This window comes from Jejuibacter sp. L23, assembly GCF_050815825.1.
Taxonomy (GTDB): Bacteria; Pseudomonadota; Gammaproteobacteria; order Enterobacterales; family Enterobacteriaceae; genus Jejubacter; species Jejubacter calystegiae.
In genome coordinates this window covers 5081234-5107011 of the sequence record NZ_CP138199.1, presented here as the reverse complement: position 1 = coordinate 5107011, position 25778 = coordinate 5081234, and the positions used below count along the sequence as shown (strand labels likewise).

General features: G+C 55.4%; 20 protein-coding genes. 6 read left to right on the top strand and 14 right to left on the bottom strand.

The features are described from left to right. Positions 1–15: 15 nt before the first annotated feature. Positions 16–285: a flagellar biosynthesis protein FliQ gene (gene fliQ / locus SCU88_RS24345; protein ID WP_138094914.1), complete on the top strand. Its 270-nt coding sequence runs from the start codon at positions 16–18 to the stop codon at positions 283–285. Between the two features lies 1 nt (position 286). Continuing rightward, positions 287–1066: a flagellar biosynthetic protein FliR gene (fliR, locus tag SCU88_RS24340; protein ID WP_175340228.1), complete on the top strand. Its 780-nt coding sequence runs from the start codon at positions 287–289 to the stop codon at positions 1064–1066. 42 nt (positions 1067–1108) lie between these two features. Here the strand turns inward: fliR and SCU88_RS24335 are convergent, their stop codons facing one another. Both SCU88_RS24335 and SCU88_RS24330 read right to left on the bottom strand, forming a co-directional pair. Further along, entirely contained in the window at positions 1109–1597 is a 489-nt protein-coding gene (locus SCU88_RS24335) for a hypothetical protein (protein WP_168198762.1), read from the bottom strand. Further along, complete coding sequence (locus tag SCU88_RS24330) at positions 1590–2357, bottom strand: winged helix-turn-helix domain-containing protein (protein WP_175340146.1); 768 nt, start codon at positions 2355–2357, stop codon at positions 1590–1592. The genes SCU88_RS24335 and SCU88_RS24330 overlap by 8 nt, the downstream gene beginning before the upstream one ends. Before the next feature lie 322 nt (positions 2358–2679). On the opposite strand from SCU88_RS24330, the gene SCU88_RS24325 reads away from it, so the two are divergent. Next, positions 2680–3483, top strand: a complete 804-nt coding sequence (locus SCU88_RS24325) for an EAL domain-containing protein (RefSeq protein WP_175340145.1) — start codon at positions 2680–2682, stop codon at positions 3481–3483. Between the two features lie 220 nt (positions 3484–3703). Here SCU88_RS24325 and SCU88_RS24320 read toward each other — a convergent pair whose 3' ends face one another. The 9 genes from SCU88_RS24320 to SCU88_RS24280 form a co-directional block, all read right to left on the bottom strand. After that, entirely contained in the window at positions 3704–4123 is a 420-nt protein-coding gene (locus SCU88_RS24320; protein ID WP_175340144.1) for a flagellar protein FlhE, read from the bottom strand. 2 nt (positions 4124–4125) lie between these two features. Further along, complete coding sequence (gene flhA, locus SCU88_RS24315; protein WP_138094909.1) at positions 4126–6228, bottom strand: flagellar biosynthesis protein FlhA; 2103 nt, start codon at positions 6226–6228, stop codon at positions 4126–4128. Next, on the bottom strand, positions 6228–7373 hold the full coding sequence (gene flhB / locus SCU88_RS24310) for a flagellar biosynthesis protein FlhB (protein ID WP_138094908.1): 1146 nt from the start codon (positions 7371–7373) through the stop codon (positions 6228–6230). Before flhB ends, flhA begins: the two co-directional genes overlap by 1 nt. Positions 7374–7583: 210 nt before the next feature. Then, the gene (gene cheZ / locus SCU88_RS24305) at positions 7584–8228 is read right to left on the bottom strand and encodes a protein phosphatase CheZ (protein ID WP_431810072.1); all 645 of its coding nucleotides are present in this window, start codon (positions 8226–8228) and stop codon (positions 7584–7586) included. A gap of 2 nt (positions 8229–8230) precedes the next feature. After that, on the bottom strand, positions 8231–8620 hold the full coding sequence (gene cheY / locus SCU88_RS24300; protein ID WP_138094906.1) for a chemotaxis response regulator CheY: 390 nt from the start codon (positions 8618–8620) through the stop codon (positions 8231–8233). Positions 8621–8690: 70 nt separating this feature from the next. After that, the gene (locus SCU88_RS24295; protein ID WP_138094905.1) at positions 8691–9737 is read right to left on the bottom strand and encodes a protein-glutamate methylesterase/protein-glutamine glutaminase; all 1047 of its coding nucleotides are present in this window, start codon (positions 9735–9737) and stop codon (positions 8691–8693) included. Beyond that, positions 9734–10549, bottom strand: coding sequence for a protein-glutamate O-methyltransferase CheR (cheR, locus tag SCU88_RS24290; RefSeq protein WP_241666612.1), 816 nt, complete (start codon positions 10547–10549; stop codon positions 9734–9736). The genes SCU88_RS24295 and cheR overlap by 4 nt, the downstream gene beginning before the upstream one ends. Before the next feature lie 270 nt (positions 10550–10819). Beyond that, on the bottom strand, positions 10820–12610 hold the full coding sequence (locus SCU88_RS24285; RefSeq protein ID WP_175340143.1) for a methyl-accepting chemotaxis protein: 1791 nt from the start codon (positions 12608–12610) through the stop codon (positions 10820–10822). Between the two features lie 290 nt (positions 12611–12900). Continuing rightward, complete coding sequence (locus tag SCU88_RS24280) at positions 12901–14433, bottom strand: EAL domain-containing protein (RefSeq protein ID WP_175340142.1); 1533 nt, start codon at positions 14431–14433, stop codon at positions 12901–12903. Positions 14434–15031: 598 nt separating this feature from the next. On the opposite strand from SCU88_RS24280, the gene SCU88_RS24275 reads away from it, so the two are divergent. The 3 genes from SCU88_RS24275 to SCU88_RS24265 are packed head-to-tail and all read left to right on the top strand — an operon-like array spanning position 15032 to position 21411. Beyond that, positions 15032–16339, top strand: a complete 1308-nt coding sequence (locus SCU88_RS24275) for an SrfA family protein (RefSeq protein ID WP_175340141.1) — start codon at positions 15032–15034, stop codon at positions 16337–16339. Positions 16340–16342: 3 nt separating this feature from the next. Continuing rightward, a complete protein-coding gene (locus tag SCU88_RS24270; protein ID WP_175340140.1) occupies positions 16343–19264 on the top strand; it encodes a virulence factor SrfB in 2922 nt (973 codons plus the stop codon). Further along, positions 19261–21411: a virulence factor SrfC family protein gene (locus tag SCU88_RS24265; RefSeq protein WP_175340139.1), complete on the top strand. Its 2151-nt coding sequence runs from the start codon at positions 19261–19263 to the stop codon at positions 21409–21411. The genes SCU88_RS24270 and SCU88_RS24265 overlap by 4 nt, the downstream gene beginning before the upstream one ends. A 514-nt stretch (positions 21412–21925) precedes the next feature. Here the strand turns inward: SCU88_RS24265 and SCU88_RS24260 are convergent. The 3 genes from SCU88_RS24260 to SCU88_RS24250 form a co-directional block, all read right to left on the bottom strand. Further along, complete coding sequence (locus SCU88_RS24260; RefSeq protein WP_138094897.1) at positions 21926–23587, bottom strand: methyl-accepting chemotaxis protein; 1662 nt, start codon at positions 23585–23587, stop codon at positions 21926–21928. 146 nt (positions 23588–23733) lie between these two features. After that, positions 23734–24459, bottom strand: a complete 726-nt coding sequence (locus SCU88_RS24255; protein ID WP_175340226.1) for an RNA polymerase sigma factor FliA — start codon at positions 24457–24459, stop codon at positions 23734–23736. A gap of 146 nt (positions 24460–24605) precedes the next feature. Further along, positions 24606–25727 carry a FliC/FljB family flagellin gene (locus tag SCU88_RS24250; protein ID WP_175340138.1) on the bottom strand — a complete coding sequence of 374 codons (1122 nt, stop codon included), beginning with the start codon at positions 25725–25727 and terminating at the stop codon, positions 24606–24608. Positions 25728–25778 lie beyond the last annotated feature (51 nt).

Here is a 25778-nt window from a genome sequence, read left to right as displayed (position 1 = left end):
TCACGAGGACATGCTATGACTCCTGAAAGCGTTATGGCGCTCGGCTATCAGGCTATGCGCATCGGATTCTCTATGGCGTCACCGTTGCTGATTGCCGCCCTGATTACCGGCCTGGTGGTCAGTATCCTCCAGGCATCGACCCAGATTAACGAGATGACGCTGTCGTTTATCCCGAAAATTCTGGCCGTTGCGTTGACCGTGGTGCTCGCCGGTCCGACCCTGATGAATATGTTCCTGGACTATATGCGCACGCTGTTTAACAGCCTGCCGTACATTATTGGCTGACATGTACCAGGTCGATATTTCCCAGGTTGGTGCGCTCATAAGCCACTACTTCTGGCCCAGCGTGCGGGTGCTGGCGCTGTTTACCACGGCGCCGATTATCAGTGAAAAACAGATAACCACCCGGGTGAAAATTGGCCTGGCGATGCTCATCTCTTTTCTGATTGCGCCTTCGCTCCCGCCGGTGAAGGTTGATATTGTGACGGTGAGCGGGCTGTGGCTGGCGCTGCAGCAGATTCTGATTGGCGCGGCCATTGGCCTGACCATGCAGATGATTTTTGCCGCGGTACGTACGGCGGGGGAGATAATCGGCCTGCAGATGGGGCTCTCTTTCGCGACCTTCGTCGATCCTTCCGGCGGCCCTAACATGCCGGTACTGGCGCGATTACTGAACGTGCTGATGATTCTGCTGTTTCTGGCATTCAACGGCCATCTGTGGATGATCTCCATTCTGGCGGACAGCTTTACCGTGATCCCCATCGGCCCGGAACCGCTGAATGGCCACGGCTTTCTGGCTATCGTGAAAACCGGGGGGATTATCTTTTCCCACGGGTTGATGCTGGGACTGCCGATTATTACCCTGCTACTGACGCTGAATATTACCCTGGGTCTGCTGAATCGCCTGACGCCGCAGCTCTCTATCTTTGTGGTGGGTTTCCCGCTGACCCTGACGGTGGGAATGGTGGCGATGTCGCTGCTGATCTACACCCTGGCGCCGTTCGCTGAATATCTGATCAGCGATGTTTTTGAGCGTCTGACGCAGATTATGGGCGACATTGGCTAATCATAAGCGCGCCCGTGGCGTGCGCGCTTTACCCTCAAACGACTAAAGATTCACGCAGCTCCAGAGCGGCATCAGTCTATTGCCAATCAGATATGCGTTTTTCATTTTTACTATCGAGTACTGTTTGTGCGGCTCCACGCTGAACACATAGCGGTTGAAGAGTTCATCGGTGATGGTATCGACATTCCTCTTATGGATTTTGATATGTCTCATCGTCATATTCCCTTCGCGATCGGCGGCATATTTAAAATGCAGGTCGCGGGCAACCCGGTATCGATTCGCTGAACTGTCGGCGCCGCTGACCCTCAGGATGGCTGAGATCCTGATGATTCCTGTATGACGGCTTTGGGTTTGCAGCATGAAGTAACCATGAGTACTGAAGTGTGCAATATCCGATGAAGATTCGAAGGATGAGATGCAGCTAATATCAACACGATTATTGCGCGTGGGGTGTAGTACAGTAAAGAGTAACACCGCCAGAATAATAAGCGGTGTCAGAAAACTGGCGATTAATATTATTTTATTATTCATAGTGATAGATGCTCTTACAGGCTTTGAATGTAGTGGGAGCATTTTCATCGGGCAGGCAATTCGCTACAAACAACTGTTCCGGATGAGCATTTATTGAATATTCACTCACCTTCAGAATAATGGTGTCCCCTTCGTCGCATGTTATTTTACTTTTATCCAACAAGCGTTGAAGATTGTCATCTGCTGCTATCCAGTCAGACGTTTTTTTACTTAGTGAATAGATTTCACATGGGCCATGGCGATTTTTTTGATCATAGATCAGATTAGGCGCTGGCGTATTGTTCGGGTGGATAGCATAAATCAGGCAGGGAAACGCGATGCCGATAACGCTAATCGCAAAGGCTTTGATCAGCTTTCCCGAACTGAGCCTGAGATGCTGCCAACCTGGCATATTTTCGGCGGGTGATTTTTGCACTGCGGAAGTGTCGGAGTGCTTATCGTTTTCCTGTGTATTGTTGAGATCAATCGCCTGGATACCAACGTGTTCCAGCATAATAAAGCCGACCCTGGGTATTGTTTGAATAACTTCGCCTTCCAGACCCAGCCGTACAAAGGTGCGTCTCAGTATCGAGATATACTGATTCAACGTATTATTGGATGAATACAAGCCATATTTTTCCCAGACTTCTGATAATATGGCCGTCCTCCTTAAGATCACGCCATGATTTTCTATGAAAAAACTTAGTATCCTGGCGATGGTAGAGGAGATGTGGATGATTTCTTCCGCAGCTGTGGTATTCCATAACGCGCCATCTTCCATTCGAAAAACAACCGTGTCATTAATTAAATAAACCATCATAAGACCTTTACATTAAATTTCCGTTCAGGATTTACCCGCAGTCAAATCGTTTTTGGTAGGATATTTTGTATCCATGAATACTTACTCTGTAAAACCACATATTTTCAGTGTCTTAACCTATAATCATGTGATTTATCAATATAAATACTCGAAATTTTGCGTTTTCCGTTATTATCACCCCCGTAAGCCGCGATCGTCACCGGAAGAGCAATATGCATCAGAATAATCTGATTATGCAAATTTAATTTCAATTTATTAACTTTTATTAAACACAGGCGGGGAGATGAAGGCTTATATTGATAAATACCCTGACAGGGAGTATGGAGATGGTGATGTTAACGCAGAGTTATTTCCTGGAATTACTGAGGGCTTAAGGTCACTAACGCTTTTTTTTCAACCAATATTTAATTCGACGTCTCATCGCGTTATTGGCGTTGAGGCTCTGGCCAGGTTTCTGATTAACGATGAATACATACTTACCGGGGAGCTTATTCGTCACCTTGAAGAACCTGAGTTTGCCAGTATTTATTCGATGGCATTAATCTCCAGACTTCAGGGGTTTATCATCCAGCAGCGTAATAAACTGGATAGCGGCTTTACGTTTTCTCTCAATCTGTGTCTGTTTCAGCTTTGTGACAGAACGCTGATTCAGCGCCTGGTTCAGTTGAAAAAAGTTGCTGGTAACAACATTCATATTCAGGTTGAAATTGTCGAACGTCATATTCATCAGGAAATAGGTGATGATGTTATCGAGGCGAGCCATTTTTTGAATCAGCAAGGTATAAAGATTTCATTGGATGACTTTGGTGTTGAGTCTTCGGCGTTTGATTATCTTAATCTGGTTGAGGTTGATACTATCAAGCTGGATAAAAGCCTGACCCGATGTCGGGAACAGACGCTTTATTATAAAAAGATTCTCCAGGGTTTACTGGCTGCATCCCGGGCAATGAATGTCATTTTGATCGCCGAGGGCGTGGAATCAGAGTATCAAAAACAGCAACTGGAGAGACTGGGGATTTATCTTCATCAGGGCTTTTATTATTCCAGACCGGTCTCAATGACGGCGTTCGCTGATATGCTGCATTAATGATGGGTGTTTTTTATTGAGGATATCACACTCAGACGCTGTCCGGGCTGCTACAGTCCAGGCAAATTATTTTGGCGCCGTTCACCGCAACATGAGGATCTCTTTATAACCATGCACTAAACCTGGAGCAGAAAGGTGTTGAGAAAGAGCGCTTACAAGGCATTCAGGAATGGGGTATGGCAGGGCGGGCCGCTCGCCCGCACCTGGGCTCAAATTTCCTTTATGATGATGTCAGACGGTAATTCACGGTGAGCTGCTGACTGACGACATTAAGCGGCGGGCGTAGCTGGCCGCGTTGATTTACCGAATAAATAAAGCGCCAGGTATCGCCGGGGCGCATATTTTCCGGCAGCGCTCGCTGGCCGGCCAGCGCGTCAATTTTGACGCAGCGGGCCTGGGTGCACAGCTTAATCTCCAGCCCCGGTGGCGGGGGATTGAGTAACGAAATCCGCCAGCTGATACGGGTGACGGTGGCCTGAGGCGGTACGGCGACAGAAGGGGTTAGCGGCCTGCCGGACATTATCTGGTTGCCGACGCTCAGTATGCCGCCGACGGTGGTCTGGCTCCAGGAGGCGGTGGCGGCAAGGGCGGCCTGCGGTAACAGACCACAAATCAAAGCCAGAGCGATACTGCGGCGCATTACTATTGACCCCCCACGATAGAGCTCATCCGAATAGGGCGATGGTTTGCGATCTCCATATTGGACATCACCACCAGCTGCGGCATGGCGCGGCGCAGGAAGCGCGACAGCATCATACGCAGGATGTGGTTCACCAGCAGTACCGGCGGCGCACCCATAGCCTCCTGACGCTGGAGCGCACGTTCCGTCTGAATCATCAGGTTTTCCGCGATGCCCGGTTCAAGGCCGCTGCCGCTCTGGGCTGCCTGAATCAGAATGCGCTCCAGCCCCACATCCAGACCAATCACCTGCAGCTCCCCACTGCCCGGGAACCACTGATGAGTAATGGCGCGACCCAGCTTCACGCGCACCAGCGCGGTCAGCTCATCCGGATCGGTCTGGCCCGGCGCATGTTCGGCCAGGGCTTCAATAATCGAGCGCATATCGCGGATGGAGACGCGCTCGGCCAGCAGATTTTGCAGAACCTTATGCAGCACGGTCAGGCTGACGGTACCGGGGATCAGATCCTCGATAAGCTTCGGCATATCTTTGGTGATGCGATCGAGCAACTGCTGGGTTTCCTGACGACCAAACAGATCGCTGGCATTCATGGCAATCAGATGGTTAAGGTGCGTCGCCATCACGGTGCTGGCATCCACCACGGTGTAGCCCTGGGTCTGAGCCTGTTCGCGCAGAACTTCGTCGATCCAGACCGCTTCCAGACCGAAGGCTGGCTCCTGGCAGGGCTCGCCTTCCAGGGAGCCCACGGCATTACCGGGATTAATTGCCATCCAGCGCTCCGGCTGAGTTTCACCGCTGCCTATTTCCACCCCTTTCATCAGAATACGGTAGTGAGTCGGCGTCAGGTCGAGATTGTCGCGGATGTGCACCACCGGCGGCAGGAAGCCCATATCCTGAGCGAATTTCTTACGAATACCGCGGATACGGCCAAGCAGTTCGCCGCTCTGGGCGCCATCCACCATTGGAATCAGGCGGTAACCCACTTCCAGCCCCAGCATATCTTCGAACTGTACGTCCTGCCAGGTAGCTTCGCTGGCCTGCAGGGACTCCTGCTTGATGGGATCTTTCTCCGTCTGACCGTCTGCCGCGGTTCCGGAAGAGGTCCGCCCTTTGCCGTCGGCGCCGCGCAGCCACCAGGCTAGTCCCAGTAGCCCGCCGGTAAACAGCAGGAAGACGAAGTTCGGCATGCCGGGGATCAGCCCCAGCAAGCCGATTACGCCCGCAGCCAGCACCATGACTCTTGGGTTGCTGAACAACTGGGTAAACATCTGTTCGCCCACGCTCTGCTCATTCGACACGCGGGTCACGATAACACCGGCGGCGGTGGAGATAATCAGCGCCGGGATCTGGGCGACCAGACCGTCACCAATCGCCAGCAGAACGTAGGTTTCACCGGCCTGGCCGAACGGCATGCCGTGGCTCAGCATACCCACCAGCAGGCCGCCGACCATCTCGATAACCAGAATCAGAATACCGGCGATGGCGTCACCGCGGACGAATTTACTCGCACCGTCCATGGAGCCGTAAAAGTCGGACTCCTGAGTCACTTCGGTACGACGACGTTTGGCTTCTTCTTCGCCAATCAGACCGGCGTTCAGGTCGGCATCGATAGCCATCTGCTTGCCAGGCATTCCGTCCAGAGTAAAGCGAGCACCTACTTCCGCGATACGGCCTGCACCCTTGGTGATAACCATAAAGTTGATGATCACAAGGATAATAAACACCACGATACCGATGGCGAAGTTACCGCCCACCAGGAAGTGACCAAAGGCCTCTACCACATGGCCCGCCGCCGCTGAACCGGTATGACCTTCCATCAGGATGATACGGGTGGAAGCGACGTTGAGCGCCAGCCTGAGCAGGGTGGAGAACAGCAGGATGGTCGGGAAGGCGGCGAATTCCAGGGTTCGCTGGGTGAACATGGCCACCATCAGAATCATCAGCGCCAGGACGATGTTGAAGGTGAAGAACAGATCCAGCAGGAACGCCGGTAGCGGCAGTACCATCATCGCCAGAATCAGCATGATCAGTACCGGACCGGCAAGGATTTGCCATTGGGTCTCTTTAAGATTGGGTAAGCGTAGCTTTGTGGCGATGTTGGACATCAGTGTTTACTCTCTCGTGCAAAGTCCAGCCCTGCCGGAACCGAAATGTTTTGCGGTTTGCGCGGGATAAGCCCGCCTTCTTTACGCCAGCGGCGCAGCCCATAGACCCAGGCGAGCACTTCGGCCACCGCGCTATAGAGTGCGGTGGGAATCGGCTGGCCGATTTCACTATGGCGATACAGCGCGCGCGCCAGCGGCGGCGCTTCCAGCATGGGAATGCGGTGTTCGTTGCCCAGTTCGCGAATGCGCAGCGCAATGGCGCCAGCCCCTTTCGCCACCACTTTTGGCGCCGACATAGCGCCTTCTTCATAGCGTAGGGCAACGGAATAGTGAGTCGGGTTATTCACAATCACGTCCGCTTTGGGTACGTCGCTCATCATGCGGCGCTGGGCCGCGGCCCGCTGCTGCTGACGGATGCGTCCTTTAACGTGCGGGTCCCCCTCCTGCTGTTTAAATTCGTCGCGGATCTCCTGGCGGGTCATACGCATTTTCTTCAGGTTGCTGAAGATTTGGTAAAATACGTCATAAGCCACCATTGGAATAAGGCTCAGCGTAATCAGCAACATGCACTGCGAAATCAGGGCCAGCGCGTCATCAATGGCGGTCAATGGCGTTTCGTGCAGCAGGCGCATCATTTTGGCCCAGTTGCCCCACAGAAACAGACTGCAGGTCACCGTCACCAGGGTGACTTTCAGCACGCTTTTCAGCATCTCTGATACAAACTGTTTGGAAAACATGCGCTTAATGCCGGGCAGCGGGTTCATCCGTTTAAAGTTGGGCTTAAACGACTTGCCGCTGAAATGCAGACCGCCCAGCAGCATCGGCGAGCCTATCGCCACCAGCACCAGCCCCATCATCAGCGGCACCAGGGCGCTGACCGCCTCCAGTATCAGGCGCCCGAACTGACGCACCATGGTCTTCTGGTCGTTAATGATGCTGTGATCGAAATTCAGCCCGTCCTGCAATAGCAACCCGAGATCGCGGGCCATGTGGTGCCCCACCGTCCACAGCAGTGCCCAGCCAGCCACCAGCATCAACAGCGAGGTCAGCTCTTTCGAACGGGGGATTTGTCCCTCTTTTCGCGCTTTCTCTCGTCGTGTGGGGGTGGGGTCTTCTGTTTTTTCCTGGTCGCTTTCTTCAGCCACGGTAGCCCGTCGTTTGTGCTCTGTATTTAGAGGGTTTCAGGCTGTATAGGATGCCAAATTTTGGCCAGAATCATGCGGGGAAAAGAGATGCCTTTTAGGCGCTTTTTCGCTGATAGCGTCTATTGACCCACGAAAAAGCGATGAAGGGATGCGCCAGCCCGATCCGCAGATAAAAACAGGCGGCTGGCGCATAAAGAGAGGTATTGTTGCTTAAAAACCAAGGCTATCCAGTAAGTCATCCACCTGATCCTGGCTTGCCACTACGCCATTGCGTGAGCTGTCTATCTGCGGTCCGTTGATCAGTCCACTATTTTTAGGCTGCTCCGTGCGTGCCGATTCCGGGATGTTTTCCAGCAGAACCTGGATCAGTTCTTTTTCGATCTCCTGGATCATGTCCATCATGCGTTTGATGACCTGACCCGTCAGATCCTGGAAATCCTGCGCCATCATAATATCCATCAGATGCGCATTGGTTTTATCGACCAGCGCTGGCGTCTCTTTCAAAAAGCTGCGGGTGTCGCGTACCAGCTCACGGGCATCGGACAGCTCAATCGGATCCTCAAACCAGGCATCCCAGCGCAGAGAGAGCTCGCCCGCACCGCTGTGCAAACGGTCCTGCAAAGGACGCGCTTCGTCCACGCAGTTTAGTACAGTATCTGCCGCCTGAGAGGTCTTGCTCACCACGTAGCTCAGGCGCTCCCGGGCATCAGGGATGGCTTCGGCTGCCTGGATAATGGTCTGATCCAGTCCCAGGTCTTTCAGGCTGTCGCGCAGCAGGCGGGTCATATTACCGATGCGCGAAATAATGTCGTTAATGTTACCTGCCGCCTGGGCTGTAGTCATTGTATCCATCACCGTTACCACCCGAGTTTTTCAAAGATTTTGCCCAGCTTTTCTTCCAGCGTCGCGGCAGTAAAGGGTTTCACCACGTAGCCGCTGGCGCCAGCCTGGGCTGCGGCGATGATGTTCTCTTTCTTCGCTTCCGCTGTCACCATCAGTACCGGCGTCTGACCCAACGCCGGATCCTTACGAATTTCAGACAGTAATTGCAGGCCATCCATGTTCGGCATATTCCAGTCGCTGACGACGAAATCAAATTTGGATTCACGCAGTTTGTTCAATGCGTCCTGACCGTCTTCGGCTTCTTCCACGTTATGAAAGCCCAGATCCTTAAGCAGGTTGCGGACAATGCGGCGCATGGTGGAAAAGTCGTCAACAACCAGGAAGCGCATGTTTTTATCGGCCATGTTTTTCATTACCTCTGTAAAAAATTAAATAAACGTCTCAATATCTCCGGCGCGGCCGGAACGTGGTTAATCAGATGCGCTGGGCCTGGCCCACGACGGCGTTAAGCATTTTCTGGCTGACATGTTCCAGACAGACAACCTCGCAGGCGGCGCCTGCGGCGATGGCCTCACGGGGCATGCCGAAAACCACACAGCTTTTTTCACTCTGTGCCAGAGTCCAGGCCCCTGCATTACGCATGGCCAGCAGTCCGGCGGCGCCGTCGTTGCCCATACCAGTCAGAATAACGCCCACGGCGTTCTTGCCTGCGGTGCGCGCCACCGAATGGAACAGCACGTCTACCGACGGGCGGTGGCGATTCACTGGCGGTGCGTCATGCAGCTTGATGTGGTAGTTCGCCCCGCTGCGCACCAGCTCCATATGATTATCGCCAGGGGCGATATAGGCATGGCCTGGCATAACACGCTCGCCGTCTTCGGCTTCTTTTACCGAGATCTGGCACAGTTTGTTCAGGCGATCGGCAAAGGAGCGGGTAAAGCCTGGCGGCATATGTTGGGTAATCAGCAGTCCCGGGCAGGTGGGGGGCAGCGGCACCAGGGTTTGACGAATGGCTTCGGTACCGCCAGTGGAGGCGCCGATAGCGATAATTTTTTCACTGCCCACCATGGGAGGAGAAACCAGGCGCCTGGGGGGCGCCGCGGGTGTATGGCGTGCGATCTGCGCCCGCGAGGCGGCTCGGATCTTATCGGCGATGGCGTCGCTATAGTGCATCATCCCTTCTCGCAGGCCGATCTGCGGCTTGGTCACGAAATCCACGGCCCCCAGTTCCAGCGCGTTCAGGGTGATTTCCGACCCCCTGCTGGTCAGCGAAGAAACCATAAGGACCGGCATCGGGCGCAGCCGCATCAGGCGCTCCAGGAAATCGAGGCCATCCATGCGCGGCATCTCCACATCCAGCGTTAGCACGTCCGGGTTATGGCGCTTAATTAAGTCACGGGCGATAAGCGGATCCGGTGCCGTCGCCACCATTTCCATATCCGAATGGCTGTTAACGATCTCGGTCATTAACTGACGAATTAATGCCGAGTCATCAACGCACAGTACCTGTATCTTTTTCATCGCTTATCCTTAGTCAGTCCATAGACGGACAGCCCCTTCAGATAGAAATCATCACTAAGCTGGCTGACGTGTTCGGAATGTCCGGCAAACAGAATTCCACCTTCTTTCAGCATGCCAGCGAATCGGCGCAGAATTTTCCGTTGCGTATCCTTATCAAAATAAATCATTACGTTACGACAGAAGATGGCATCGAAAGGGCCGGGAACGGCCCAGTCGTTATCCAACAAATTCAGCGGCTGATACTGGATGCCTGAGAGCAGTTCGGGGCGCACCCGCACCTTGCCTTCCTGGCTGCCGGTACCGCGCAGGAAGTAGCGTTTTTTCTGCGCTTCCGTCAGCTTGGCGATGTCCAGTTCGCGATAGATACCGCGGGTGGCGGTGTCCAGAACCTCGGTGTCGATATCCGTTGCCCAGATTCGGGTGCCGGTACTGCGCCCCAGGGTCTCATCCAGCGTAATGGCGATGGAGCAGGGCTCCTCACCGGTAGAGGCCGCAGTACTCCAGACGCTGTAGCCGCCTGGGCGCGAACGGGCGTGTTCGGCCAGAATAGGGAAGTGATACGATTCGCGGTAAAACGCGGTCAGATTGGTGGTAAGCGCGTTGATAAAGGGTTGCCACTCTGCGTGTAGCGTATGGCTTTCCAGCAGGCCAATATACTGTGAAAAATTGTCCAGATTTAGCGCCCGCAGACGGCGGGACAGTCGGTTGTAAACCATATCCCGCTTGTTATCAGCCAGAACGATACCGGCACGTTGATAAATCAGCTGGCTGAGCTTTTTAAATTCCGGTTCCGTCAGTGGCACACGGACCATAAACTTATTGATGTTGTCACAGAGCTGTGAGCCGGTAGCTGGATTATGTATGTCTACTTCTCGTTGCATGACGGTCTTTAGTCCCTTTAATCGTTGCTCACTACATGTCTGATTGATTCCCTTCAGATCAGTGGAGTGGGGAGTCTTATGTAGTGCTATCGGTTAATTGTGAAAATTCTTTAATTGCGGTATGACCAGAAAAAAGCCGCCAGCGAAGCTGGCGGAAAGCGACAGAAAAAAAGGTGAGAGCTATCTCTCTGTTATTGTTAATTATTCGATCCGAAACCGGCCAATGACGCGGGTCATGCTGGCGGCCTGATCCTGGAGCGCTGCGGCGGCCGTAGTGGATTCTTCCACCATGGCGGCATTCTGTTGAACGATGCCGTCGAGCTGATGCACCGCCTGATTGATTTCGTTAATTCCCACCATCTGCACGGCAGTGGCGTCCTGAATCTCCTTCATGATCTGCGTGACGTTCTCAACGTTGATGATGATGTTGTCCATCGCATCATTAGCCTCCCGCACCTGGCAGGCGCCAGACATGACGCTTTCAACCGTGGCTTCGATCAGATCTTTAATTTCCCTGGCGGCATGGGAGCAGCGCTGCGCCAGGCTGCGGACTTCGCTGGCGACCACCGAGAAGCCCCGACCCTGTTCTCCGGCCCGCGCCGCTTCTACCGCGGCATTGAGCGCCAGGATATTGGTCTGGAAGGCAATGCCGTCGATAACGCTAATAATGTCGCGAATTTTGTCGGAGGCGTTTTCAATATCGCCCATGGTGCTGAGCACAGTATTAACCACCTCGCCGCCATGCTGGGCGGCACTGGTGGCGGATTCGGTAATGCTTCCCGCCTGACGCGCGGAGTCTGCCGACTGGGCGACGGTTGCCGTAATCTGTTCCAGCGACGAAGCGGTCTGTTGCAGGCTGGCCGCGGCGGATTCGGTACGGCCGGAGAGTTCGCGGTTGCCAGCAGCTATCTCATCCGACGCGGTGTGTACCGAATGGCTGGTGTCGCGGATCTGGCTCATGATTCCGCCCAGATTACCGACAAACTGGTTAAAGGCGCTGGCGATTTGCGACACCTCGTCGCCCCCCTGATCCGGCAGACGCTGGGTCAGATCGGCATCGCCGCTGCTGATGGCCAGCATAGAGTCGCGCACCAGCGCCAGACGCTTAAGCACTTTGGCCATAATCAGGCTGATAATCAGTGCAGCGCCCGCTGCCAGTACCACCAGCGATATCAGCGACAGCGTTAACATCCAGGCGCTGCCTTCGTTCATTACCGCTTTATTGAGCACGACCATGACCAGCCAGTCGGTTCCTGCAACCTCTTTAGCCCGAACCAGCGTCATTTCGTTATCGATTTCCACCTCTTTACGCGTTGTGGTCATCAACAATTTGGTCATGTCGAAGTTGGGCGACAGCTCGGTAATGGGCTTGAGCGTCAGACTGGGATCGGCGTTAGCGATAATGGTGCCGCTGCGGTTAATCAGCATGCCAAAGCTCTTTTCCGCAGGATGGATGCTGAGCACGTTGTTAATCACCGTGTCCATCGCCATATCGCCTGCGACCACACCCAATAGCACGCCCTCTTTGGTAATCGGCGTCGCGACGGTCACTACCAGGATACCGCTGGCATCATCCATATAGGGCTCGGTCACGATGGTATGGCCCGCATTGACGGCCTGGGTAAACCAGGGGCGGGAGGTGGCATCATAATCCAGCGGCACATCGGTAATACCTTCGAACTGCGTGGTTTTATTGGTAAAGCTCACATAAATATTGGTGAAACCGGAAGCGTCGATGATCGAACGGAAGTAAGGCCGTGGATTTTCCATCAGCGCTTCATCGGTTAATGACTCAATATTGCGCTTCTTGATCATTATCCAGTCGGCCAGCGCCGTAGCATGACTATTGCTGATGGACGACAGGCTGGCATTGATGAGTTGATCGTTGTTTTTGTGAGCAACGCTGTAGTTAAGGAAAGTGTTCAACATCAGAACACTGACGACGATAGCGATGCCCGCAGCAGTGATGCGGGCTCGTATTGTTTTTAACATAAAGCTCTCTACCTTCGGGCCGGTGGGTAACAAATGCACGGAGTAGTTATCGGTCAGAGAGATGAGAACTTTCCCAAAAATGTGGATTTCTTTTGTAAAAGTGCAGAATGTGTTAACTATTTGTTTTTAATTTAAAAAATGGATAGTGAACGGAAGCATTCGAGCCTTTTCTGCCCGGAATAATGAAGGGAAGGGAGGCAACGCCCGTAGGGAAACGGGCGCCACGGATGATGACTGTTCGCTTGGGTTATCCAGATAGCTTAAACGGTCTGTATCACGGCGGAGCGCGGTCAGGCGCCCGTATTTCTGAGACAGATCCGGGAAAATTCGCTGGCCGGAACCGGCTTTCCGTAATAGAAGCCCTGAAGCCAGGTGGCTCCCAGCTGTTTCAGGCTTTCTACGTGCTTTTCGGTTTCCACCCCTTCCACCACGGTACGCAGATCCAGCTTTTTCGAAATATCGATGATACCGGCAATCAGATGACGATGGGCGACTTCGGGTTCAAGATGAGTAATAAACTTGCGATCCACCTTCAGAATATCCAGCGGATAGTCCTGTAAGTAGCTGAGGTTGGAATACCCGGTGCCAAAATCATCAATAGCGATAATCACGCCAAGCTGGTGCAGTTGGGTGAGAACATCGTTGATCTGGCGGTTATCATTAAGAATTTCGCTTTCGGTAATTTCGACCACCAGGTGGATCAGCCCGTCAGGAAGGCCGTTCAGAAAGTGGCGGCAGTCTTCGATGACCTGACCGGACAAAATATGGCGCGAACTGAAGTTAATACTGACGTGGAAGCCCGGCGTAATACGGCGTTTTTCCGTCAGCAACCAGCTTCTGACCTGACGCATAAGGTTCCGGGTCATCGGGATGATCAGCCCGGACTCTTCGGCCAGGGGAATGAACTGGTTGGGCGGGATAATGCCATCACTGGTAGAGATCCAGCGTGCCAGCACCTCGCAGCCAGTTAGTTCGCCGGTCAGGGTATCGACCTGGGGCTGGAACCACGGCTGTATTTCACCCCGGTCGATAGCGACCTCCAGCTTTTTACGCAGGGATTTCGGCTTGATTAACGTGCTGTAAACCCACACGCCCGCCAGCGGACCAATGGCCAGCAAAACGAAAAACAGCGCGGCAGAGGCATGGTAGTACTGTCGCCAGGTGTAGCTGTCCGGCAGCACATAGACCAGGCTGTAGTCATAGTTTGTTGATGACTGAACTCGCGTGCGCGTTTTGTCTCGCGCCAGCGGTGCCGTATGCAGTCGCCCTGAGCTGTCCAGATAGTGGCCGTCAATGCTCAGATAGTGCTGCTCTTTGTCGTTCTGCCCGGTCAGATCATTGTAGAAATAGAAGCCGGGAATACTGGCGATGATCTCGACGTTCTGAAACTGGCGCTTCAGGTTAATGACCTGGGTTTTTTGGGCAGGAACAGGACCATAGCTGAAAGAGAGTTTCCTGTCATTTTTAAAGTAATTGCTAACCGGAATGGCCACCTCTCCCGCCAGTGACGAACAATAAATGGTGCCCTGTTTCGCCATGCTAAAGGAGCGTGAGTAAGGGGAAAGCGCGGTTAGCTGACGTAGCGAATGGGCCATTTTGGAGCAGCGGTCGCTGTAAAGGTCGGACGCCTTACCCAGCGACTGGCTGACCGTCTCAAAAATCATATCGATGCGGCTGATGGCGTTGGCCATGCTAATTTTATCCTCGGCCTGGTAAGTGCTGAGGGTCTGCTGGTGGATCAGTAGCGCCCCGACCAGCCAGATAGCCAGCGTGGTGCTGATAGCCAGTAGCATGTTTCTGACGGGTACTTTTTTATTTTTCATTATGAACATAATCGCTGGCGCAATTGTATATTTCGGCGTGTTTTTCAAAAAGAATATAGCCAGGGAACACAATAATGTTAAAGATCAGTATAATAATAAAATTCTGATTCGGTTTTTTCTCTACGCCGTGATTTTCCTGGTCATTACGAATCATGATGGAATGCATTTCTCTGGTCAGGGCGGATGGGTGCCAATAGATATATACGGATGAGAAATTAAATGACGGTTAAATGAAATTATTATTCTGACTTTCGTCAAAATATTGTAATGGGGAAAAAATGATAGCCAGGATAATTCTTTTAAATGTGGATTAAATGTTCGCGGTAGGTGGCATTATTGTTATTTTCTGAAGCTGTTTATCAGGGGGGCGGTAAAACAGGCCAGTGGCAGGCACATTCATAAAATAAAGCGGAAGTCAAAACAAATTAAGCAGCAAAAACGGCCGTTTTTAGCGCAAAAGATCTGCGCTGGCATCCCATAGAATAGGCCGTAATTCCCTGATCCCACTTCCTGAGTGAAAGCGACCTGCCTATGAATACGAGATGTCCTGTGACCTACCTGGTGCCGGGAGCCCCCGGGCTCTCAGGAGCGTGTTAACGTGGCTCACGTCTTACTTCGCAGCGGTTCCCTGAATGACTTTCAGGCCGTAGGCAATAACGGGCAGGCGGTGTTTGAGTCTGCGGTGCAGATCCGCGAGGCGCTGCGATTACGCGGGCTGGAACAGGCGGCCAGTATTCTGGCGATTCCTCAGGTCGATGACGCAGGTCAGTGCGTAGACTGGTATGCCCCCGCCGGAAAGCGGGTGGTTTCCTGGATTGGCGCTGACGGCGAAACACGCCGTAAGGCGCTCAAACAGCTGGAGCGCTGCCTGGAGGAGGTCACGACATTAAGTGAACGCAGCCAGCGGGCTTCCAGACCGTCGATGCGCCGTTTTGGTCTGCTGCTGGCGCGCGCCTTTATGTTTCCCGGCGCCAATCACGTCTTTCTGGTGGACGATCGTCCGGTAATTACCTTCTGGGGCTTTATTGCGCATCATCAGAAGGTACCGGAGGATGCGCTGATCGTACTGCGCAGCGTCGTGGCGCCGGAGCCGTTTCCCGAACCGGAACCGGTGCCCGAACCTGAACCTGTCGCCGCGGCAGATCCCACTCCGCCCGTACCGGAGCCTGAGGCGGTTAACACCCAGGCCGCGCTGGGTACCCGCCTTTATGAAACCACCTCTGCCGTGCCTGTCGAGCCGGAAGAGGTGGAAACCCCTGCGCCGAAGAAGCGCTCGCGCAGTTTACCGCTGGTAGGCGGCATGGTGCTGATGCTGTGTATCGCTTCTGCGGCGGCCTGGTTCACGCTGTCCGGCACACCGGAAGCGGAGACGGCGGTACCGCAGATAAGCGAAGAAGCGGAGCCTGAGCCGGTTAAGGCGCCTGAGCCGCCAGCTCCGTCAACGCTGCCGCTTCAGCTCGCCACGGTACTGGAAGCGCCACCGCCTCCGCCTCCGCCGCTAACACCGGGCGCGCTGGTGATGCCCGTCGATGCGGTCAAGGCGGGCTCTACCCGCTTTCTGAATGGCCGCTGGCGAATCAGCGGCGAGAACCGTGGGCCGGTTGTCCGACCGGATAAACTGCCGGTGCTGCACGCCATCACGCTGCAAATCAAAGATAACGAAGGGAGTGCGACTCTGGCGCTCGACGGCAAGCTCAGCTGTAAGACGGATATTTATTCCGGACTGATGCCTTCCGGCACCCTGATGGTGAAAAGTCGCGCCCGGGCGCGCTGTAGCGATGGCTCGCGCTATCCGATGCCGGAGATCGCCTGCCGTCAGGGAGAGACCGGCGCGGCTCGCTGCGAGGCGCGCTATAACGATCAGGATCAATCCCTGCCGCTAACGTTTAAGAAAGTGAGTAAGTAAGCCATGCTGGTTAACCTGTATCCGTACCGTCATGATGTCTCCCTGATTCGGGATAGCGGCATTCAGTTCCTGGACTTTGGCATCACGCTGGCCGAACCGGGAGCATCCGGCTGTTTTGTGCGTAAAACGGCTAATGGTCCGCTGTTGCGTCTGTCGTGGGACCAGGACCGGCAAAAGTTTACCCTGCCTGCCCACGATGGCGGCACGCCAGAGGTGGTTGAACCGGAAAGCCGGATTTCCATCAGCCACTCTTTAAATCTGCTGGATGGCGAATGGTTGCCTCTGCCGGTGCTGCGGGTGAGCGCCATGCGTCGCTTTGCCCAGGGCCCCTGCAACTGGGCGCGCTTCCAGGTTCGCCGCCTGGCGCAGCCGGATGACGCAGGCCATACCCACCGCCTGACGCTGGCGCTGGATACCCGTATCGCCCGCGATGTCGAAGGGGAAGAGCTGCTGGCGCCGGTCGAGAGCGATATTACCTCCGGTACGCGCTTTGCGCTGGCCTGGCACGATAGCGAGCTGGATGACTTTATCGATCAGACGTGGGTAGACGGCTGGCTGCGGGAAAGCTTTATGACCGCCGCGGAGCTGGAAGACCGAACCCAGGGCGATATTCAACTGGCGCTGAAAAAATTCGAATATCAGGCGCACTGGCTGAATCTGCTGGAACTGATGGGGCAGCATCTGGCGATCCCCGAGCTTAAGATCGTCGCGGCGGGATCGCCTACGGAGACGATCCCGGCGGATCTGGTGCTGGATGTGGGGAATACCCACACCTGCGGGATCCTGATCGAAGATCACGGCATTGGCGATAACGGCCTGCGCCATACCGCACAGCTTCAGCTACGTTCGCCAGAGGCGCCGCAGTTCGCCAGCGCGTCGTTTTTCCCTAGTCGCCTGACTTTTGCCCGTGCCGATTTCGGCAAGCGTTTTTATTCCGTGGAAAGCGGGCGCGACGACGCCTTCATCTGGCCTTCACAGGTGCGGGTGGGCCATGACGCTTGCCAGCTCGCGGCCCGACGTCCGGCCATTTCCGGCGCATGCAGCCTTTCCAGCCCGCGTCGCTACCTGTGGGACTGTTCGCCGGTGGATAATGCGTGGCGCTTTAGCCGCAGCGCTAACGGCGCAGAAGCGGAAGCCATCGTCCGGCCATTGATGATGCTGATGAACGACGAAGGCGTGCCGCTGGCGGAGCTCCCCGCTGATGAGCGTCTGCCGGTATTTTCCGCAAACTACAGCCGCAGCGCGCTGATGACCCAGTTACTCTGCGAGCTGCTGGCCCAGGCATTGAGTCAGATTAACAGCGTGGATAACCGCCTGCGCATGGGGCGCCCCGATGCGCCGCGCCAGCTGCGGACCTTAATTTTAACCCTGCCGACCGGTATGCCGGCCAGGGAGCGTGATATTTTCCGCCAGCGGATGGAGCAGGCGATTAACCTGGTCTGGCGCGCTATGGGCTGGCATCCGCAGGAAGCGGACCAGGGACGTAGCGTACCGCTGCCTGTGGTACAGGCCGAATGGGACGAGGCAAGCTGCGGCCAGATGTTCTGGCTGTATAACGAGATTCATCAAAATTATGCCGGAAGCGCCGGGGCGTTGTTCAGTGCGCTGGCCCGGCCGGGAGTTGACCCGGAACAGCGCTATCCGCTGCGGGTGGCCTCTATCGATATTGGTGGCGGGACCACCGATATGGCCGTTACAGAGTATTCGTTGCAGGAAGATGACAGCCGCAGCGTGCGGATAACGCCGCGCCTGCTGTTCCGGGAAGGCTTCCGGGTGGCGGGCGACGACATTCTGCTGGACGTGATTGGCCAGTGTCTGCTGCCGGCGCTGGCAAACTGGCTACGCCAGTGCGGCGCGCGCGATATCGATATCCTGATGCAGCGGCTGGTCGGTGAAGCTGAGTACCCCGAATCCGGAGATATGCTGCGCCAGCAGATGACGCTGCAATTCTTTATTCCGCTTGGTAACGCCATTCTGGCCGCCTGGGAACGGAGCCGTCCGGACGATCGGTTGCCCGGGCTCGACATGCTGGCGGGCGATATGCTGACGGACCCGCTTTCCGATGAGCTGATCACGGAAGTCGCCCGACTGGTGCAGCCTGCGCTGGCGGATGACGCGACGCCTTTCGATTTAGCGGCCATGCCGCTGCGGACCAACTTTACCGAGCTGCAGCAGGCGGTGTTGGAACGGCGCTTTGCCATCTCGTCGCCGCTGCATGCGCTGTGCGAGGCCGTCACCTGGTACGACTGCGACCTGGTACTGATGACCGGCCGCCCCGTGGGACTGCCGGGTATTCAGGCGCTGCTGCGTTATCTGCAACCGGTACCGGTCAACCGTATGGTGATGATGAACGACTACCCGGTGCATGAGTGGTACCCCTTTAACGGCCACCCGAAGTCCACCGCGGCGGTGGGCGCCATGCTGTTCAGTCTGTCACAGTCCCTGCGGTTGCCGGGTTTCCTGTTCCAGACCGCGGGGATTCAGGCCTGGTCGACCATTCGTTACCTGGGCGTCCTGGACGAACAGAACCGCCTGGCGGATGAAGATATCTGGTATCGCGATATCGATCTGGATGACCCACGGGGCTGTCTGGAGAGCGATAACGCCTTTGCGATTCGCGGCAACGTTCGGCTGGGTTTCCGCCAACTGGATAATGCCCGCTGGCCCGCCACGCCGCTCTACACCCTGAATATCGTGGATCCGCAGCTGACGGTGGCCATTGCCAGCCAGGGGCCGCTTTACGTGCGCCTGGCGCTAAGCAAGGAAGCCGGACAGGGAGAGGCATTCGTACTGGCTGAAGCCCGGCTCGCCAGCGGCGAGAAGGTGTCGCCGCAGCGGCTGAGCCTGACCTTAAATACCCTGACCGACTCACGCGGCAGCGTGTCTGAATACTGGATTGACAGCGGGAACCTGTACAACAAATGAGCGCCTCTATTTCATTAAACACCGCCGTCTTTAGCGCGCTGTTCCACTGGGTGACGGTGAATCGCCAGCAATCGCCGCTGCTGGACGATGTCGCTGACGGTATTCTGTTGCGCCTGCGTCAGGTACGTCAGCAGTATTTACAGGCCGAGTGCGCGACGGCCGCGCTGCCCACCGTGGGACTGTATGGTCATTCGGCCCGGGGTAAGGCCCATCTCAGACAGTTGATGGTCACGGAGCCGGAACACGCGGCGTTTTTAAGCGCGCTGGCAGGGGCTGACAAACAGCCGCAGATGGCCGTGCGTTTTGGTCCTGCCCACTGGCCGGAGCACCCGGGATTTCCGTTGTACCTGACGCTGTTCAACGAAGGGGAACTGGCGCAGATTTTCCTGCGTCACCATATGGCCAGCGGCGATGGCCGCCCCTTTGAGCCTGCGCAGATGCGCGAGCGTCTGGACGAGGCTCGCCGCAGCTACGACAGCGGCGAAGCCACCGGCATCGATGCGGAACAGATTGTCGGACTGGCCGCGGCTTATCGCCAGTTAACGGGCATTGCCGAGCCGGGGATCTGGAGCCAAATGGCGGAAGCGCTGCCGCTGATGAGTCTGGCGCAGCGCACGCGCTGCCTGGCGCTGCTGTGGGGTGACAACCACGCGCTGACCCGGCGTTGGCAGGATGTGACCTCTGCCCTGCAACAGTTGGGCAATGCGCGTCACGTTCTGGCGCCGGAGCAACTGCTGCTGGACAGATATCGCCAGCCGGTCATGGAGTTCCTGGCTCCTGAGGAGTCCACAGGCGAAGCGGCGTCGATCGGCGTTCGCCCGCTGGTGGGGGGCGAGCTTGCAGAGCCGATCGCCGTACCCTGTAGCCAGCTTTCCCTGCTGTGCGCCGAACTGGCCTCTGGCGCCGGGTCTGTCGAAGATCTGCCAGCGCTTAACGTACTGGATATCCCCGGTTTTCAGCGTGATACCGGGCGTAACCTGGGCCTGAGTAAGCGTAATTTCCTGAGCGAATTTTATCGCCAGAACGGCGAACCCGATCTGCTGCTGGTGTGTCAGTCGGTGCAGGAGCGCAAGGATAACCGCGAGGTGGCTTCCCTGCTGATTGACTGGCTGCCTGCGACTGCCGACACGCCGCGACTGGCCTGGGCCATTACGCCCTTTGATACCCGTTTCGACGCTGTTCCCGGCGCAGAATCCATAGACAGCGCAGTGCAGAGCCTGCTGGATAGCGCCCGCTATCCCTGGGGAGTCTGCCAGGTCATCACGGACAACGACGCCCGGCGTCTGGTGCGCTGGCTGGGTGATAACCTGGGGGATGACAGACGGACTGCACAGATCCAGCGTCGTCAGCGCGAACTGGAAACGGAGGTCAGCGAACTGTTCCGGCGCTGGTTAGTGGATCCCGCCACTCTGGGGCCGGCCAGTAATCTTGAACTGGAAGAGCTGGTCAGGGTGCTACAGCAGCAGGCGGCGGGCCATGGCGCGTTGTTGAATGCCTTACTGCCTGCCCGAAGCGCGCTACAGCGCGTGTGGCAGCAGTATCCGCCGTCGCTGGAGTCCGGTACCGATCTGTTTGATTTTTCTCTCGATCTGTTTGCAGACGATCGTCGTGATGTGGCTGCCCCTGAAGCCAGTCGCGCCGATTTCGAACATGCGGTACACAGGCTGTGGGTGAACCACCTGCGACAGTGGGCAGAGAAGGGGAGCGACGGCCTGAACCTGTCGACCCCGCAGCGTCGTACCCTGTGCGAAATTCTGATTACCACCAGCTATCGCCTGAATCTGCCGGGGTTGTTTACCCGGGTTCTGGTGGGCTGTGAGCGTAGCGCGCTGGCGGACAGCGCCCGGGTGATGTCTGCCCTGAGTGATTTTATCTCCTGGCTTGGCTATGCCGGTTTGGATGCTTCCGTGCGTCCGGCCAGCCGCTGGAACCCGGGTCACCCTATCTTTTCGCTTGGCGTGCGCCCACGCAGCAGCGAGCGACTGACGAAGCTGGAGGCGAACCCGGTGCATGCCGCCACGCACTATGTGTACGACTGGCTGGTAGCGCTCTGGACCCGCGCGACGGAGAACATTAACTATCGCCATCCGCAGGATGTCAGCCCCGATGCCTGCTTAATGCTGCGTACGCTGTTACAGGCGCAGTAATCGGTTTACACCGCCCTTTGCCCCCGGTTTCGGGGGCTTTTTTTTGGTTCATCGCAGGTTAGCGTGAAAATGAAGTTATCGTGGTTAGTCCATTTTCTGGATAAACATGCAGCGCAGGGGGAAGGTTCCGTTCACCTTAAGGTGATTTTGCTTATGCAAATAGCGGAGCCGGTGAACGGGTCAGGTGGCCTTACGCCCGGCCCCCTGACAACCCCCGGCGCCCGGCGAAAAAAATGCCCTTCGGGTCCCCTCCGTGCTCCCGGCTCTCTTAACGGGACCGGGGACGATGTAACGTCCCTGTAAGGCGCGTCCTCGCCCCGCATCCCTGCGGGGCGTCCCTGAGAGCCGGAATCCTGTCGGCATTTTTGAGCCGGGGAGTGTTGCCGTCTTTCATCTTCTACCCAGATGAATCAGGAAAGGTATTGCCGGTGTCATTTGAAAAAAACAGCGTGAAGCAAACAGGCGAGGAGAACCCCGCCTGGTCTGCTACATCAAGATGAACGCTAAGACGGGATTAGAAGGTATCCCATTCGTCATGCACTTCCGTCTTCTCCTCTTTGGCTGGTTGACGGGCAGGCTTCGCCGGTGTTTCGACGTGGGCGATTTTCGGTTCAGGGCGCACGATTTTATGGCGTACCGGCTCCTGGTGCTCACGGATCTGGAAAATCGACACGCTGCTTTTCAGGGCATTAGCCTGAGAAGACATGGTGGTGGAGACGGATGCCACCTCTTCAACCAGCGAGGCGTTCTGCTGGGTGACCAGGTCCATTTCATTAATCGCCTGGGCAATCTGATCGATACCGGTGCTCTGTTCATCGGTGGCTGAGGTGATCTCATTCATGATGTCGCTCACCTGGGCAACAGAAGTCACAATGCCCTGGATAGTTTCACCGGCTTTTTCAACCAGCTTTGCGCCGTCGTTAACGCTTTCTACCGAGTGAGAAATCAGGCCGCTGATCTCTTTGGCGGCGTCGGAGCTGCGCTTCGCCAGGTTACGCACTTCGCTGGCCACCACTGCAAAGCCGCGACCCTGTTCGCCTGCCCGGGCCGCTTCCACGGCGGCGTTAAGCGCCAGAATGTTGGTCTGGTTGGCGATGCTGTCGATGACCGAGTTGATGTCGGCAATCCGACGCGAGCTTTCGGTAATCTGATCCATGGTCTGGATGACATTGGTCATCACTTCGCCGCCCTTACGGGCCACATCGCTGGCGTGGACGGTAAGCTGGCTGGCGTGACGGGCGTTGTCGGCGTTCTGCTTCACGGTAATACGCAGCTCTTCCATGCTGGCTGCGGTTTCCTGTAGCGCTGCGGCCTGTTGTTCGGTACGGGAAGAGAGATCGTTGTTGCCCACCTCGATTCGGCCGGCGCTGGTGGTAATGTTTGCTGATCCCCCCTGAATCTTGCTGACCATATCAACCAGTGAGGTCTGCATATTTTTCAGTGCCAGCAGCATTTCGCCAATCTCGTTACGCGGGCCGGGGTCGAAGTTGTGATACAGCTCGCCATGACCGATAGATTCCAGCGTATTTGCAGTCAAGCTCAGGCGCTGGAACAGGTTCTTGCGCAGCCAGAAGCTGGCGAAGACGGAGATGAAGACGGTGACAATAATAAAGACGATGGCGGTCCAGATTGCTTTGGTACGATCTCCAGCGGCATCTGTTTGGGCATGGAGGCTGACGGCTTTGTTTTGTTGCATATAGCGATCGATGGCCGTGCTGAGCTTGCGTTCATATTCGCCGTTGTCGAAACCGGTATTGTTGTAGTTTTCCAACTGCTGGATATTTCCGTCATAGCGGGCGACGAGCGCGTTAAAGGCTTTGACGATCTCTTCAGCGCTCATGCGGGTCTCTGCGCTGGAACGTTCCAGACCCTGGAAAATACGGGCGTGTTCTTTTGCCCGGGCAATGGACTCCTGAATTTCACGATGTTTTCTGTCGATGGTTTCATGGGACATATTGGGGTCGTTGTGAACGTAGTTCAGGTCGCCGCGAACGCTATAGAGCGCATCCACCAGACGGGATATTTCCCGGGAGTTTCTGTCGGCAAGGCTAAATAGGGCAAAAGAGTCGCGGGTTTTATTGGCGTTAATAATCACCATCGCGTTGGTAATAAAGGTGATAACGCAAAATATGACCAGCGCACCTTTCAGGTACGTGGATAACTTCAGGGTTTTCATTTCTCTCTTCCTGGTGGAGACTGACGCTAGTGTTATCGGTAAATTTGGCGGAACCTTGCGTTATTTAACCAGGCGTTGAGTATCGCAGAGTGTAAAGAAACGTCAGTCATGTTGAGAGGGCTCTGACGTTTTCTTACATAGAAAGATTATTCGGCGGATTGCAGGCGGGCGCGCAGGCGCTTAATGACCTGGCTGTGAAGCTGACTGACCCGGGGTTCGCCTACCCCCAACACGGCGCCAATCTCTTTCATATTCAGCTCCTGCTGGTAGTAGAGATTGAGCAGAAGCTGTTCTCTTTCAGGAAGTCTTTGAATTTCTTCGATAACCCTCTGGCGAAGGCTGCTGGAAAGAAGCTGCTGGAGTGGATTCTGGCGTGCGTGCTGTTCACCGGGCAGTTCCACGCTGCCCCCTTGTTCTTCCTGAAGTTCGTCCAGGGAGAAGAGCTGGCTGGTATTGGTATCCATCAGAATTTGCTGGTAAGTTTCAAGATCCACCCCCAGCTCTTCGGCGACTTCGGGCTCCGAAGCGGTGCGGCCCAGCCGTTGTTCAACCCGGTGAATAGCGGCGGAAACGTCGCGGGCATTGCTACGTACCCGGCGCGGAACCCAGTCGCGTTCGCGCAGTTCATCCATCATCGCCCAGCGTACCCGCTGAGTGACCCAGGTGCGTAGCTGGGTTCCCTGCTGGGGATCGTAACCGTCGATGGCGCTAAGCAGCCCGATCATGCCGGCCTGAATTAAGTCATCCAGTTCGACGCTTGCGGGCAGGCGCACCTGCAGGCGCAGCGCCTCGTGGCGTACCAGTGGCGCGTACTCCGTCCAGAGCGCGTTTTTATCTGTTACCGTGCCTGCCGCAGTATATAAGTTGTTCACCATCACGCTTATCCGACAATCTAAAACCCGCGTTTATTATCGTTGGTTAATGTGGAATCAATGGCCGGAATAAACCCGTGAAACGCCCCCTTATTGCGGGTATAAAAAACGCTGTAGAGCATTGGGGGCTGTCGGTGGCTTGCGAATTAACGCAGCAGAGACAGGACGTTCTGCGGAACCTGGTTGGCCTGAGCCAGAACCGTGGTGCCCGCCTGCTGCAGGATCTGCGCGCGGCTCATGTTAGACACTTCGGTCGCGTAGTCAGCGTCCAGGATACGAGAGCGGGAAGCAGACAGGTTGTTAACCGTGCTGTCCAGATTGTTGATAACAGAGTCAAAACGGTTCTGTACCGCACCCAGGTTGGAGCGCAGTTCGTCAACCTGGGCCAATGCGGCGTCAATAGTACTCAATGGTGTAGTAGCCGACGCTATTCGTTTAATTTCGGCTGCATCATCGCTGGCGTCTAGTGGCTCTGCCGTCATAATGCCTTTCCCTGTGTCTGTATCCGTACCCGCTGAGAATTTCAGTTTGCTGTAGGTGATGTTACCGTCTTCATTGCGGGTGACGCCATAAATGGTGTTTTGGCCCGAGTCATCTTTCAGTGAAAATATTCCCCCGTTATATGTCTGCAGATCTGAGCTGGATAGCGTATATTGTACGGTTTCCGTTGTAATGCCGTTTTCATCCGCTGGTTCCCCGTGAATGATTATTGTATGACCAGCCTTCAGAGAGGTGGTCTGTTGGAGATCAAAATTGTTCATGCCCAGTGTGGTGACGTCTATTTGGTTCAATCGAATAGCAATAGACTGGCCGTCATTGGCGCCGACCTGGATGCTCAATATCTGATCGTTGCCCAGTACTTTCACGCCATTGAACTCGGTTTGTTCGGATATTCGGTTAATTTCAGACAGGCGCTGGTCGATTTCATCCTGGATGGATTGACGGTCAGACTCGGTATTAGTGGCGTTCTGGACCTGTACAGTCAGGCGGCGGATATTCTGCAGGTTGTCGTTGATTTCGTTCAGCGCGCCTTCGGTGGTCTGAGCGAGGGAGATACCGTCGTTGGCGTTACGGGAAGCCTGAGTCAGACCGTTGATGTTGGCGGTGAAGCGGTTAGAGATCGCCTGGCCAGCGGCATCGTCCCTGGCGCTGTTGATACGGAGACCAGAAGAGAGGCGTTCAATAGTGGTTCCCAGTGCGCTTTGTGCGCGGTTCATGTTGCTCTGGGTGGTCAGAGACAGTGTATTGGTATTAATAACCTGTGCCATATTTAATCCCTTTTTGCTTATTGCACAGTTATATTCATGCTGCTCGGTGTG